This window comes from Burkholderia sp. YHN3-13 (assembly GCF_055810675.1).
Genome location: NZ_JBVVNQ010000001.1, coordinates 875030 through 888487, shown reverse-complemented (window position 1 = coordinate 888487; position 13458 = coordinate 875030). Strand labels below are relative to the sequence as shown.

15 protein-coding genes are annotated in these 13458 nt (G+C 67.0%); 4 read left to right on the top strand and 11 right to left on the bottom strand.

Annotated elements, in window-relative coordinates; all coding sequences use genetic code 11:
* Positions 1 to 107: 107 nt before the first annotated feature.
* The 4 genes from AC0KUR_RS03995 to glmS form a co-directional block, all read right to left on the bottom strand.
* Positions 108 to 761 (bottom strand): methyltransferase family protein, encoded by a 654-nt coding sequence (locus AC0KUR_RS03995; protein WP_473375406.1) that lies wholly within the window; start codon positions 759 to 761, stop codon positions 108 to 110.
* On the bottom strand, positions 745 to 999 hold the full coding sequence (locus AC0KUR_RS03990; protein ID WP_473375405.1) for a DUF2933 domain-containing protein: 255 nt from the start codon (positions 997 to 999) through the stop codon (positions 745 to 747). Before AC0KUR_RS03990 ends, AC0KUR_RS03995 begins: the two co-directional genes overlap by 17 nt.
* 22 nt (positions 1000 to 1021) lie before the next feature.
* Positions 1022 to 1459, bottom strand: coding sequence for a hypothetical protein (locus AC0KUR_RS03985; protein WP_051700987.1), 438 nt, complete (start codon positions 1457 to 1459; stop codon positions 1022 to 1024).
* Positions 1460 to 1711: 252 nt separating this feature from the next.
* Positions 1712 to 3541, bottom strand: coding sequence for a glutamine--fructose-6-phosphate transaminase (isomerizing) (gene glmS, locus AC0KUR_RS03980; RefSeq protein WP_473375404.1), 1830 nt, complete (start codon positions 3539 to 3541; stop codon positions 1712 to 1714).
* Positions 3542 to 3698: 157 nt separating this feature from the next.
* Between glmS and AC0KUR_RS03975 the strand changes: the two genes are divergently transcribed.
* Positions 3699 to 4190, top strand: coding sequence for an Lrp/AsnC family transcriptional regulator (locus AC0KUR_RS03975; RefSeq protein WP_034188457.1), 492 nt, complete (start codon positions 3699 to 3701; stop codon positions 4188 to 4190).
* 24 nt (positions 4191 to 4214) lie between these two features.
* Here the strand turns inward: AC0KUR_RS03975 and panB are convergent, their stop codons facing one another.
* Entirely contained in the window at positions 4215 to 5081 is an 867-nt protein-coding gene (panB, locus tag AC0KUR_RS03970; RefSeq protein ID WP_473375403.1) for a 3-methyl-2-oxobutanoate hydroxymethyltransferase, read from the bottom strand.
* Positions 5082 to 5158: 77 nt separating this feature from the next.
* On the opposite strand from panB, the gene AC0KUR_RS03965 reads away from it, so the two are divergent.
* The gene (locus AC0KUR_RS03965; RefSeq protein WP_473375402.1) at positions 5159 to 5977 is read left to right on the top strand and encodes an AraC family transcriptional regulator; all 819 of its coding nucleotides are present in this window, start codon (positions 5159 to 5161) and stop codon (positions 5975 to 5977) included.
* A gap of 13 nt (positions 5978 to 5990) precedes the next feature.
* On the opposite strand, the gene AC0KUR_RS03960 is transcribed toward AC0KUR_RS03965, so the two are convergent.
* Positions 5991 to 6524: a methylated-DNA--[protein]-cysteine S-methyltransferase gene (locus AC0KUR_RS03960; protein ID WP_473375401.1), complete on the bottom strand. Its 534-nt coding sequence runs from the start codon at positions 6522 to 6524 to the stop codon at positions 5991 to 5993.
* Positions 6521 to 7993: a DNA-3-methyladenine glycosylase 2 family protein gene (locus tag AC0KUR_RS03955; RefSeq protein ID WP_473375466.1), complete on the bottom strand. Its 1473-nt coding sequence runs from the start codon at positions 7991 to 7993 to the stop codon at positions 6521 to 6523. Before AC0KUR_RS03955 ends, AC0KUR_RS03960 begins: the two co-directional genes overlap by 4 nt.
* A 314-nt stretch (positions 7994 to 8307) precedes the next feature.
* Here AC0KUR_RS03955 and AC0KUR_RS03950 point away from each other — a divergent pair, with 314 nt between their 5' ends.
* The gene (locus tag AC0KUR_RS03950) at positions 8308 to 9600 is read left to right on the top strand and encodes an MFS transporter (protein ID WP_034188452.1); all 1293 of its coding nucleotides are present in this window, start codon (positions 8308 to 8310) and stop codon (positions 9598 to 9600) included.
* Positions 9601 to 9672: 72 nt separating this feature from the next.
* On the opposite strand, the gene AC0KUR_RS03945 is transcribed toward AC0KUR_RS03950, so the two are convergent.
* Positions 9673 to 10776 carry a LacI family DNA-binding transcriptional regulator gene (locus AC0KUR_RS03945; RefSeq protein WP_034188451.1) on the bottom strand — a complete coding sequence of 368 codons (1104 nt, stop codon included), beginning with the start codon at positions 10774 to 10776 and terminating at the stop codon, positions 9673 to 9675.
* A gap of 79 nt (positions 10777 to 10855) precedes the next feature.
* Between AC0KUR_RS03945 and AC0KUR_RS03940 the strand changes: the two genes are divergently transcribed.
* The gene (locus tag AC0KUR_RS03940) at positions 10856 to 11692 is read left to right on the top strand and encodes an NAD-dependent epimerase/dehydratase family protein (RefSeq protein ID WP_034188450.1); all 837 of its coding nucleotides are present in this window, start codon (positions 10856 to 10858) and stop codon (positions 11690 to 11692) included.
* Between the two features lie 28 nt (positions 11693 to 11720).
* Here the strand turns inward: AC0KUR_RS03940 and AC0KUR_RS03935 are convergent, their stop codons facing one another.
* The 3 genes from AC0KUR_RS03935 to AC0KUR_RS03925 form a co-directional block, all read right to left on the bottom strand.
* Positions 11721 to 12041 (bottom strand): DUF1330 domain-containing protein, encoded by a 321-nt coding sequence (locus tag AC0KUR_RS03935; protein ID WP_034188449.1) that lies wholly within the window; start codon positions 12039 to 12041, stop codon positions 11721 to 11723.
* A gap of 129 nt (positions 12042 to 12170) precedes the next feature.
* Positions 12171 to 12869 (bottom strand): hypothetical protein, encoded by a 699-nt coding sequence (locus tag AC0KUR_RS03930; protein WP_473375400.1) that lies wholly within the window; start codon positions 12867 to 12869, stop codon positions 12171 to 12173.
* Between the two features lie 97 nt (positions 12870 to 12966).
* Entirely contained in the window at positions 12967 to 13425 is a 459-nt protein-coding gene (locus tag AC0KUR_RS03925) for a MerR family transcriptional regulator (protein ID WP_124608124.1), read from the bottom strand.
* Between the last annotated feature and the right edge of the window lie 33 nt (positions 13426 to 13458).

Below are 13458 nucleotides of genomic sequence, written 5' to 3'. Positions count from 1 at the left end.
GGCTGGCCGGTATCTCGGTTGCGTACAGTGAGACTACATTGCCGAATCGTCGGAGGACGCCTGAGCGATAGGGCGGGAGCAACATTCATTCCGGGCGGCAGTGCCAGCTACGGGTGAGCCGGGCGTTTTCCAGACAAGTTCGGCACAAAGCGCGGCGTATGTGCCGCATATTCACGCCACGCAGCGCCGAACTTCGCCTCCGAATCGTGCTCCTCCTGTATCGCGAGTCGAACGTACATGAAGACCAGGATGGGGAACATGGCCAAAGTCACGAGCGTGGGCCATTGGAGCAGGAAGCCCAGCATGATGACGACGAACCCGACGTACTGAGGATGCCGGATTTTCGCGTAGGGGCCGGTGGCGGCCAGCTCTTTGTCGCGTTGCGCTTCATACAGTACGTGCCAGGCTGTGGACAGCAAGTAGAAGCCGCCCAGTATCAGGAAGAAGCTGAGAAGATGCGGCAGTCCGCCATGCGGGTCGCCGTGCCGGCCGGTCAAGGTCCACCAGAGGTGCCCTGCGTCGTGAGACAGCAAATTCGTTTGCGGAAAGCGCGTCTGCAACCAACCCGACAGCAAATAGAGGGTGAGCGGAAATCCGTACATTTCCGCAAATAGCGCGACGATGAAGGCAGAGAACCCGCCGAACGTTCGCCAGTCCCGCTTGGTTGCCGGCTTGAAGAAGCTGAACGCGAAGATGATGAAGACAAGAGAATTGATAACGACGAGGCTCCATAGCCCGTAACCGTCACCGATGCTGGTCATGACCGTCTCCTGAATCAGGACGCCTGTCGGTCGATTTCGTCCCGTGGTGCCCGTGTCCATGGTGCATAAACAGATGCATCTGCGGGCACGAGAGCAACAGCAGATAGGGCAGCGCCCCAAGGAAGTGGGCGCGGTGTTCGGAAAGCAGGAGGACCAGCGCTATTGCGGTGAACGCGATGAGTGCAACGGCTGACCGCGATTTCCAGAACGGCCGGTCGCCATGCGAGTTGTCATCCACGGCAGTCTCCCATTTCGTACCGTCACTTCTCGGCCGGATGCTCCCGAGCAGCCTGACGGTCCATCATTGCCTGCATCATCATTTGCATCATGTCCATGCGCATTTCCATGCTTCCCCGCCGCGACGACATCGGCATGCCGGACGAGGGAGGCCCCATCATTTCCATCATGCTCATGCCGTTTTGCATGACTTTCATCTGTTCGTCCATCAGGGCGGCGCGTTCTTCAGGCGTCTTCGCGTTCATCATCTTTTCGTGCATGACGCGCATGGCCTGCATTTGGTCGTCCGCGTCGCGTTTCGACTTGCTCGGCGCTTTTGCGGTTGCTTTATTCGGATGATGGGCGTCGTGTGCTGCACTGTCGCTGGCTGCCGGCGTACCAGCGATTGCAGCGGCACTGACCATGCCGAGCGTCGCAATTGCAATGGCGAGTTTTTGCGGGATTGCCATCTTGTTCTCCATGAGCGCGGTTCTCGGGAGGCGGTCGAACCCTGAAACCACTCTATGCCGACGCCCCTCCGATGGCTTGACGTGGCTCAACGAATCACGCACCGAATTCTTCATATGTAGCGCGGCCATAACGCGATCCAGAGCGAAGACGAGGGGGTGAAGGCCGGAGCGTTTCGTGGAGGGAGATAAATTCTCCGAAAAACCTAACTGGACGGGGCGCGGAACGCTTTTTTCATCGTGCCGAAATTGCGCAAAAAACAGGCTTCACTCCACCGTCACCGACTTCGCCAGATTCCTCGGTTTATCAATATCCGTCCCCCGCGCCAGCGCCGCGTGATACGCGAGCAGCTGCATCGGCACCGCATGCAGGATCGGCGAAAGCGGCCCGTAGTACTCGTTGAGCCGGATCACCTCGATCCCCTCGCCCGGCACCAGCCCGCAGTCCACATCCGCGAACACGAACAGCCGTCCGTTCCGCGCGCTGACCTCATGCATGTTCGACCGGAGCTTTTCGAGCAGCATGTCGTTCGGCGCGACCGCGATCACGGGCATCTCGTTACTGACGAGCGCGAGCGGCCCGTGCTTCAGCTCGCCGGCCGGATAAGCCTCCGCATGGATATACGAAATCTCCTTCATCTTCAGCGCGCCTTCCAGCGCGATCGGGTAATGCATCCCGCGCCCGAGAAACAGCATGTTGTCGCGTCGTGCGAGCAACTCCGACCACCCCATGATCTGCGGCTCCAGCGCGAGCACTTTCGACATCGCATCGGGCAGGTGCCGCAGCGCGCGCAGATGCGTCTTCTCCTCGTCGTCGCTCAACCGCCCGCGCACCTGCGCCAGCGACAACGTCAACAGGAACAACGCAACGAGCTGCGTCGTGAACGCCTTCGTCGACGCCACGCCGATCTCGATGCCCGCGCGCGTCACGAACTGCAGCGCGCATTCGCGCATCAACGCGCTCGTCGAGACGTTGCAGATCGCGAGCGTATGCATCATCCCGCTCTGCTTCGCGACATGCACCGCGCCGAGCACGTCGGCCGTCTCCCCGCTCTGCGACACCGCGACCACCAGCGTGCGCGGATTCGGCACGCCGTCGCGATAACGAAACTCGCTCGCGATCTCGACGCTCGCCGGCAGCTTGGCGATGCTCTCGATCCAGTACTTCGCGGTCAGCGCCGCGTGATAACTGCCGCCGCACGCGAGCAGCAGCACCGAGTCGACATCGTTGAACACACGCCACGCGCCGTCGCCGAACAGCTCGGGCATGATCGACGACACGTCGAGCAGCGTATCGGCCACGGCCTGCGGCTGCTCGAAGATCTCCTTCTGCATGTAGTAGCGGTACGACCCGAGATCGGCCGCGCCGCTATGCGCGGCGACGCGTTGCACCGCGCGCTCGACGCGCTGGCCGTTCGCGTCGACGATCCAGTAGCGATGCAGCTGAATGTCGGCGACGTCGCCGTTCTCCAGATACGCGATGCGATCGGTGATGCCCGACAGCGCGATCGCATCGGACGCCAGGAAATTCTCGCCTTCGCCGACCCCGACCACGAGCGGCATCCCGTCGCGCGCGCCGACGATCCGGTGCGGCTCGTCGCGGCACATCACCGCGATCGCGTAGCTGCCGCGCAGCCGCGCCACCGCCCGCCGCACCGCATCGAACAGATCGCCGTCGTACAGGTGATCGATCAGGTGCGCGATCGCCTCGCTGTCGGTCTGGCTCGCGAACACATAACCGTGCGCCTGCAACTCCACGCGCAGTTGATCGCAGTTCTCGATGATGCCGTTATGCGACAGCGCGATGCGCGCATTGGCGTCGCTCGGCGAGAAGTGCGGATGCGCGTTGAGCGTGACGGGCGCGCCGTGCGTGGCCCAGCGCGTATGCGCGATGCCCGTGTAACCGGACAGCGCCTGCGCGGCGATGTCGCGCTGCAGGTTGGCCACGCGGTCGACGCTGCGCGCCCGCGCGAGCGCGCGGTCGCGATAGACCACGACGCCGCACGAATCGTAGCCGCGGTATTCGAGCCGCTTCAGGCCGTCGACCAGGTTCGGCAGGATGTCCCGCTGGGCGACCGCCCCGACAATTCCACACATATCGCGCTCCGTAAATGTCCTGTCTGGATCAGTGAGAGCGATGGTAGGGCGGGCTGTATGGAATTAAATTTCAAAAATTAAATGAAAATGAAACGTACCGTAAATCATCTATCATATTGAAATTAAATTTCACTCCCTTGACCGGAAGGAGCCGCCGATGGCCGGTATCACCCTCGACGATCTCGACCTGCGCATCCTCGCGATCCTGCAGGAGGATGCGTCGGTGTCGAACCTGCAACTGGCCGAGCGGGCGCTGTCGTCGCCGCCGACCTGCATGCGCCGCGTACGGCGTCTGACGGAGGCGGGCGTGATCCGCCGGCAGGTCGCGGTGCTCGACCCGGTCGCGATCGGTACGGCCGTCACCGCACTGATCGAGATCAGTCTCGACCGGCAGACAGCCGAGGACTACGACGCGTTCGAAACCTACGTCTGCGCGGAGCCGGCCGTCACGCAGTGCTACCGCGTGTCCCCGGGGCCCGATTTCGTCGTGGTGGCCGATCTGGCCGACGTCGCCGAATACGACGAATTCGCGCGACGGCTGTTCACCGGCGCATCGAACGTCCGCAACGTGCGAACGTTCTTCTCGACGCATCGCGCGAAATTCGAAGCGAACGCACGGGTCGCGCATGCGACGCGCAAACGCGCGTGACCTGACCATACCGTTCGATCCGCATCACGCAACCGTAGCCGCAACCGGAGCCGCCTCCGGCAGTTGCAGCGGCTTGCCGTATCCGAAGCAATGCGCGGGCTCCGGAAACACGCGCTCCCGCACGTCGTGCGCATACTGTCGGATCGCTTCGCGCATCACCGCATTCGCGTCGGCGTAGCGCTTCACGAAGCGCGGTGTGTACGCATCGAACGCGCCGACCATGTCCTCGGTCACGAGCACCTGGCCGTCGCATGCGGGCGACGCGCCGATGCCGATCGTCGGGATCGTCAGCGTGTCGGTCAGGTGGCGCGCGAGCGCTTCGGCGGTGCCTTCGATTACCACGCTGAACGCGCCGGCCCGCTCGGCCGCGCACGCGGCGTCGAACACGTGCGCGGCCGAATGCGGGTCCATCCCCTGCGCGCGGAAGCCGCCCGTCGCGTTGGCCTGCTGCGGCATGAGGCCGACGTGCGCCATCACCGGGATGCCGCGATCGGTCAGGAAGCGGATCGTGTCGGCCATCTCGCAGCCGCCTTCGAGCTTCACGGCCTGCGCACCGGTTTCGGCGAGCAGGCGCGCGGCCGAACGATAGGCCTGGGCGGGCGATTCCTGGAACGTCGAGAACGGCAGGTCGACGACGACGCACGCCTGCGCGGCGCCGCGTACGACGGCCGCGCCGTGTGCAATCATCATGTCGAGCGTGACGCGCAGCGTATCGGGCATTCCGTACAGCACCATGCCGACGGAGTCGCCGACGATGATCACGTCGGCCACGTCGTCGACGAGTTTCGCCATCGGCGCGGAATACGCGGTCAGCGCGACGAGGCTGCCGATGCCCTTGGTCGAACGGATCGCGGTGACGGTCTTGCGGGTGGTGCGGGTGTGAGCGCTCATGAACGGAAGCCGTGTGAATGAAGAGCCGCCACGGTAGCATCGCATGCGTTCGCGCAATGACCTTCGGAGGACGTCTTATGTTGCTGGCGGGACAATCGGCCGACCCTTACGCGGTGCCGCCGATGGCGCGGCTGCCGAGGCCGCTGTACGTGCGCGCGTTCGGCATTCCCGGCAACGTCAGCGTCGACGCGCACAGTCATCCGTGGGCGCAGCTGATGTATGCGACGAGCGGCGTGCTCGAGGTGTCGACGCCGTCGGGCCGGCAGTTGCTGCCGCCGCACTATGCGATGTGGATTCCGCCGCACGTGCCGCATGCGGTATCGACGCGCGATTGCGTCGCGTTCCACAGCCTGTATCTCGATGCAGCGATCGCGCGCGACGACGTGAACGGCGACTGCACGATCCTGTGCATGACGCCGCTGCTACGCGAGCTGGTGATCGCGACGGGCGAGTTGCCGGTGAACTACGACGAGACGGGGCCGGACGGCGCGCTCGTGTGTCTGATCGCCGACCGGATCGCGCGCATGCAGCCGGCGCCGCTGACGGTGCCGCTGCCGCGCGATCCGCGTCTGCTGAAAATCGCGCGTGCGTTGCATGCCGCGCCGGGCGATACGCGCAGTCTCGACGAATGGGGCCATCAGGTCGGCGCGACGCGGCGCACGTTGTCGCGGCTGTTCCGGCAGGACACGGGGTTGTCGTTCACCGAATGGCGGCAGGCCGTGCGGCTGCTCGCGTCATTGCCGCTGCTCGACGTGGGCGAGCCGATCGGCACGGTGGCCGCGCAACTGGGTTACGACTCGACGTCGTCGTTCATCGCGCTGTTCCAGGCGAAGTTCGGCGTGACGCCCGGCGCGTATGCGAAGCGTGAAGCGCGCCGGCCGGCGTTGAGCGCGTGATGCGCAGCGTCGCTCAGAACGCGAGCGCCTGCTGCACTGGATGGGACGCGCCGCGCGAGAACCCGGCGCCTTCGAGCGACAGCAACGCGCGCTTGCGATCGATGCCGCCCGCGTAACCGGTCAGGCTGCCCGACGCGCCGACCACGCGATGGCACGGCACGATGATCGATACCGGATTGCGGCCGACCGCGCCGCCGACGGCGCGCGCGCCGCTCATCGGCAACCCGATGCGCTCGGTGATGTCGCCGTACGACACGAGTTCGCCGAACGGAATCGCGAGCAGTTCCTTCCATACGCGGCGCTGAAACGCGGTGCCGCGCAGGTGGATCGGCACCGAGAACGTGTCGCGCGTGCCGGTGAAATATTCGGCGATTTCTTCCGCGACCTTGCGCGCGATCGGCAACATCGGGTGTGCGTCCGCTTCGGTCACGATCGTCACCGGCGGAAAGTATTTCTGGCCGACGAAGTACAGGCCCGTCAACGCATCGTCCTCGATGCGCACGGCGATGTCGCCCAGCGGGCTCGGAATCAGGTGAGCGGGAGTCATCGCGCTGCATCTCCTTGGAGGCGCCACACATGCAGTGCGGCATACGCGCGCCACGGCGCCCAGCGCGCCGCATGCGGCGCGGATGATGGCAGGGTCGCGCGTTCGTTGCGGGCGGGAAGCCACGTATCGTCCGCGGGGAACGCATTCGGCCAGGCCATCGCACGCATCGCGACGTACTGCACCGCGCGTTCGTCGAAGCCGGGCATCGCGCGCAACGCGGCGAGCGTCGCGTCGAGCGGCGCCATCGGTTCGAGCGCGAGTGTGCCGTCGCCGACCGCGCGCGCGAGCGACACGATGGCGCGCGCCGTCTCGCGCGGGATGCCGATCGTTTCGAGGGCCGCAGGCGGCAGGGCGGCCAGCGTCGCGGCGCACGGCAGCGCATGCGCGAGGCCCGGCGGCGCACCTTCGACCGACGCGCCGAAACGTTCTGCGAGGCGTGCCGGCACGGGCGTACCCGTACACGCATCCGCCGCCGCAAGCTGCTCGCCCGCGATCGCGCGGATCGCGATCTCGAGGCCGTCGAACGCGCCGGGCACGCGCAGGCCCGGCGAGCCGCGCGCGAGCTCGCCGAGATGCGCGTCGATCACGTCGGGCCGGCTGTCGAGATCGAACAGCCGCCGCACGCGCGCGAGCACGGCCGGGACGACCGGCGTCAGCGCGGGCGACACGGTGACGGCCAGCGCGAAGCGCTGCGGCACGTGTGCGACGGACAGCCAGCCCATCACGCGGCCGCCGTCGTTCCGGTTCGGCATGGCGACGGCGCGCGCATAACCCCGTGCATCGATCCGCTCGACGCCGTCGATCTGCCGCTGGGCGAGAAAACGCATCAGCTCGTCCCACGCGAACGGCGGCCGGTACGGCAGCGGGAACGTCATGTCGCCGGCGGCGGCACCGGCGCCCTTGCGCAGCCGCAGCGGGTTGAGGCCATAGCGTTGACGGAACAGGTCGTTGAAGCGTCGCACGCTGCCGAATCCGGCCGTCGACGCGACGACGGCCAGCGGCAGCGCGGTGTCGGTCAGCAGCCGCTTGGCCATCAACAGGCGGTGCGTCTGCGCGAACTCGACCGGCGACACGCCGAACTGCGCGCCGAAGATCCGTCGCAGATGCCGCTCGGTCACGCCGACGCGCTGCGCGAGCGCGTCGACGCCGTGCGCGTTCAGGAAACCGTCCTCGATCAGCGTCGCGGCCGCGTCGGCGAGATTGCCGGACAGGTCGAGCAGCCCGTGGCCGGGCGCGAGCTCGGGGCGGCAGCGCATGCAGGGCCGGAACCCGGCTTTCTCGGCCGCGGCGGCGGTCGGGTAGTAGCTGCAGTTCCGCGCCTTCGGCGGCTTCACCGGGCAGACGGGGCGGCAGTACACCCCGGTCGTCGCCACGCCGACGAAGAACCAGCCGTCGAAGCGGCGGTTCCGCGCAAGCAGGGCGTCGTAGCAGGTGTCGGGATCGAGGCGCATGGGGCGACTGTAACCCATCTCCGTGCCGCACTGGCTGGAATCGGACATGTGTATCGGCGGCCGCCCTTCTGCGCGCGCGTCGGGAAAATCCGGGAAAAACGGTTAATGCCACGCTGCGAAACAGTCGTCTCTTTTGCCGCGATCAATTTGAGATGACTCATCGAAATCCCCGACTGACAGGGCGCCGGCAGACGCCCTATCCTTTGAAAAACGTTTTCCAGACTGATTGGCGAAAGGGCCCGCGCGTCAGCGCGGGCCGTCCGCCCCGGCGCCGGTCGCCGGTCAACGAACCCAGTGCGGCGCGACGGGCGCGGCCGCGATCGGAGACATTCATGCAATCTGCCGTCGTCGGCGCCGTGCGCGCAGCCGCCAGCCGCTACCGCTGGACCGTCTGTGCGCTGCTGTTCTTCGCGACCGTGATCAACTACATGGACCGGCAGATCCTCGGGCTGCTCGCGCCGATGCTCCAGCACGACATCGGCTGGAGCCAGGTGCAGTACGGCCGGATCGTGATGGCGTTTTCCGCGTTCTATGCGCTCGGCCTGCTCGGTTTCGGGCGGATCGTCGACTGGCTCGGCACGCGCGTGTCGTACGCGGTGGCGATGCTGGTGTGGAGCATCGCCGCGATGCTGCACGCGGCGGTCGGCTCGGTGACGGGCTTCGCGTTCGTGCGCGCGCTGCTCGGGATCGGCGAGGGCGGCAATTTCCCGGCCGCGATCAAGACGACGGCCGAATGGTTCCCGCGCCGCGAACGCGCGCTCGCCACCGGCATCTTCAACTCGGGCGCGAACATCGGCGCCGTGTTCGCGCCGGCGATCATCCCCGCGATCGCGGTGGCGTACGGCTGGCGTGCGGCGTTCGTGATCATCGGCGCGATCGGCATCGTGTGGCTCGCGGTGTGGCTCGTGCTCTATCGGCAGGCCGACACGCGCGCACTCGCCGCGGAATACGACGAACCGCGCGACGAAGCCGAGGCGCTCGACGCGGCGAACGCGGATGCCGGCGCGCCGCGCTGGGGCGAACTGATCCGCAAGCGCGAGACGTGGGCGTTCCTGATCGGCAAGTTCCTGACCGATCCGGTGTGGTGGTTCTACCTGTTCTGGCTGCCGAAGTGGCTCAACGAATCGCGCGGGATGGACATGCAGCACATCGGCCTGCCGCTCGTGTGCATCTACGCGCTGACGACGGTCGGCAGCATCGGCGGCGGCTGGCTGTCGTCGATGCTGCTGCGCGCGGGCTGGAGCGTGAACGGCGCGCGCAAGACGGCGATGCTGATCTGCGCATGCTGCGTGCTGCCGATCGCGTTCGTGTCGCAGGTGCAGAGCCTGTGGGTCGCGGTGCTGATCGTCGGCCTCGCCGCCGCCGCTCATCAGGGCTGGTCGGCGAACCTGTTCACGACCGCGTCCGACCTGTTCCCGCGCCGTGCGGTCGCGTCGGTGGTCGGCATCGGCGGGATGGCCGGCTCGATCGGCGGCGTGCTGTTCTCGGAAGTGATCGGCCAGGTGCTGCAGCGCACGGGCCACTACTGGGTGCTGTTCGCGATCGGCGCGTCGGCCTACCTGATCGCGCTGGCCGTGATGCACGTGCTGACGCCGAAGATGAAGCCCGCGAAGCTCGACGCGTGATCGCGTGCCGGCAAACGAACGCGCCGCCCGAGGGCGGCGCGTTTTCGTTCGGCGTGCGGGGCGGGCGCGCGGTCAGCCGGCCGGCGCCGTCGACGCCCGCATGATCAGCCGCGGCTCGAACGTCGAATAGCTCGCGTCGGTGCGCCCCGCGAGCGCGTCGATCAGCTTCTGCATCGCGAGCTCGCCCATGTTCTCGCTCTGGATGTCGACGGTCGTCAGCGCGGGCGCCGCGTATTCGCCGTACGGCACGTTGTCGATGCCGGCGACGGACACGTCCTGCGGCAGCCGGAAGCCGAGCGACGCGGCTTCCTTCATGAAGCCGAGCGCGATCAGGTCGTTGTAGCAGATCACCGCTTGCGGGCGTTGCGGCCCGAGCATCACGCGCGAGCACGCGCGTTCGCCGGCCTCGGCGGTCGGCGCGTGCGCGTCGTGTACGTCGAGCGTGAGCCCCGCTTCGGCGAGGCAATCGCGCGCGCCCTGGATCCGCTCGTCGTTCACGCGCGCGCTGCCGAAGCCGAGATACGCGATGCGCGTGTGACCGAGATTGAGCAGGTGACGCGCGAGCATGTAGGTCGACAGCCGGTTGTCGATGCCGACGCTCGGAATCGGCAGGCCGGGGCTGCGACGCAGCAGCACGAGCGGCTTGTTGAGGTCGAGCATCCAGCCGGCTTCCTCGTCGGGCATTCGCGTGCTGACGATCAGCCCGTCGACGCGCTGCGCGAGCGCTTCGATCAGCGAGCGTTCGCGTGCCTGGTTCTCTTCGGTGTCGACGAGCAGCAGCGTGTAGTCGTGCTGCAGCGCGACGCGGTTCGCGCCTTTCACCACGTTCGTGAAGTGCGGGTTGCTGATGTCGAGGATCACGAGGCCGATCGTGCGGGTGCGGCCGGTGATCATCGAACGCGCGAGCGGGTTCGAACGGTAGCCGAGCCGCTCGATGGCCTCCTTGAGCCGCGCCTCGACGGTCGGCGAGAAGCGCTGCGTGCCGTTCACGTACTTCGATACCGTCGCGACCGACACGCCGGCTTCCGCGGCCACGTCGCGGATCGTCGGGGAAACTTTTTTCATCGGAAGGGTAACGTTTTCGTTCGATAACGCCGGATTGTGGCAGAAAAAGCCGGGCTGCGGCCACCGGCCGATATCGGGAAAGTGCGGATGGCTGCGAACAGGTTCGGCCATTGACGTTCGGCCGCGCCCCCGCGTATAGTTGGAAAACGTTTTCCGATTTTGGTCAGATTGTCAGATTCAAGGAGATTCGATGAACGCCTCATCCACCGCCGCGCGCAAACCGTTCGGGCGCCTGCTGCTGACGGGCGCGGCCGGCAACCTCGGCCGCCAGTTGCGCGGCGCGCTCGCCGACTGGGCCGACGTCGTGCGCGTCAGCGACATCGCGGCGCTGGACGACGCGGCCGCGCATGAAGAAATCCGCGTGGTCGATCTGGCCGACCGTCCGGCCGTGATGCAGCTCGTCGAGGGCGTGGACGCGATCGTCCATCTCGGCGGCATTTCGGTCGATGCGCCGTTCGACGATCTGGTCGACGCGAACATCACCGGCACGTACAACCTGTACGAGGCCGCGCGCAAGCATGGCGTGAAGCGCGTCGTGTTCGCGAGCTCGAACCATGCGATCGGCTTCCACCCGGTCACCGAAGTGCTCGACGCCGATTCGCCGCTGCGCCCCGACAGCCTGTACGGCGTGACGAAGTGCTTCGGCGAATCGCTGTCGCGCTACTACTTCGACCGCTTCGGGATCGAGACGGTGTGCCTGCGGATCGGCTCGTCGTTCGAAGTGCCGAAGAATCCGCGCATGCTCGTCACGTTCCTCAGCTATCGCGACTTCATCGAGCTCGTGCGCTGCTCGCTGCTGACGAACCGCGTCGGGCACGCGATCGTCTACGGCGCGTCGGACAACCCGGTGAAGTGGTGGGACAACACGAAGGCCGGCTTCCTCGGCTTCCGCCCGCGCGACAGCTCCGAGCAGTTCGCGGGCCTGTTCCCGGTGACGGCGCCGAGCGCCGAGTACGACGATCCCGCGCAGCGGTTCCAGGGCGGCGGCTTCGTCGTCGGCGAGCCGATGGAGCGAAAGGCGTCGTAAGCGTTGCCGGCATCGCCGGCGTCCTGATTCAGCGCAGGATGTCGGTCGCCTTGTGCCGCTCGTCGACCCCGTCGATCAGGATCAGCGGGCCGCTCGCGTGTCGTGCGCGCAGCGGCTGGATCCGCCGGTACGCATCCGATTCGTACCACGCGCGCGCCGTGTCGAGATCGGGAAACGCGATCGCGATCAGGTCGCCGCGCCACACGCCTTCGCGCACCTCCGGCCGCGCGCCGTGAATCACGAAATGGCCGTCGTACGGCGCGAGCGTGCCGTCGATGCGTTCGAGGTAGCCGACGATGTCGTCGCACATCTCGACGTCGTGCAGGTGGGCGATGGCGTAGGCGGTCATGGCGGGCTCCCGGTCGTTGCGGTTCGTGAGTCGATGGCGCCATGATCGCGGCGCGGGCGGCGCGCGTCGATTACCTGCGACGTAAGCCAATCCTCACGGCGGCGCCCGTGTCGCCGCCAGCCGACGCCGTCAAGGCTGGCGGCAAGCCGGATCGGTGTCGCGCCGCTCGGCGGAAGCGCACCAGTCGTTCGGCCGCCAGGCTTCGAAGGCGACGGCCTTCGCCGCATTGGCGCGCGTGACACGCACCGGGTCGGCCTTCAGCGCATCGCCGTCGGCGTCCGCGTCGAATCGCCAGTTCCGGAACACTTCGCGATGGAACACCCACGTGCGGTGCGCCGCGTCGTAGCGGAACGTCACGCGGTCGCGCCAGTGGCTATGGCCCGCGAATACGCCTTGTTCGACGGTGAACGTGCGCGGCTCGACCGTGAGCGCATGCTCGGCGACGCCGTCGAGATACGGGTCGCCCATGCCGCCTTCTTCGGCTTTCATGATCACGGTGTCGTTGCGCGCCGCGAGCCGGTATCGTCCGTCGTTGCCCTGCACGAAGATCAGCAGCGGGCGCGGCGACGGCGTATGCGTCGAATCGCCGGGCCGATGCGCGACGACGACGTAACCGCTGCGCGTGTCGTCGGTCAGGGGCCCCGAAGCGGCATCCAGCGCTTCGTAGCCGGCCGGCAGCTGCGCGACGATGTCGGCCGGCAGTGCCGACGTGTCCGGGCAACGGATCGACGCATGCGTGTCGTCGCACGTCGATGCGCGGGCACTGCCGATGCCGAAACTCAGCAGCGCGGCGACAACGAGCCATCCTCTGATACGGGGGAGCGTCATGCGGATAGGGTCATGAGGTTGCGCGGCGCACGGCGACGCGCTTGCGTCGACGCGTCTCGCCACGGTGCGGGTTGATCGAAGGGGGAGGTGGAGTCGGTCATGCCCGCTTGCGCGCCGGCCGTACCACGGGTGCGGGCTCCAGCGGCTGGCTGGCCTGCTCGCAAAGCCGGTCGAGCATTCGTTGCGCGGCGCCCGCGCAATCCTCGCCTGCCGGCTTGTTCTCGATTTCGTCGATCAGCGCTTCCAGCTGCTGCCGGTTCTGCGCGAGCCGCTGTTCGAGCAGCGCGATGTCGTCGACCTTGTGCCGCAGCGCGACCAGCAGCTCGTCGCGCGGCCATGCGCCGAGATCGGGCGGCAGCACCGCGCGGATTTCGTCGAGCGCGAAGCCCGCGCGCTGCGCGCGGTCGATGATCGCGAGCCGCGTCAGCGCTTCCGCCCCGTATTCCCGATAGCCGTTCGCCTGGCGGCGGGCCGGTTCGAGCAGCCCGCTCGCCTCGTAGAAGCGGATGCGCGACGCCGCGAGGCCGCTCGCCTTCGCCAGTTCGCCGATTTTCATGGTGTGCTCCAAAAGGGCTTGACCTTAAAGTTG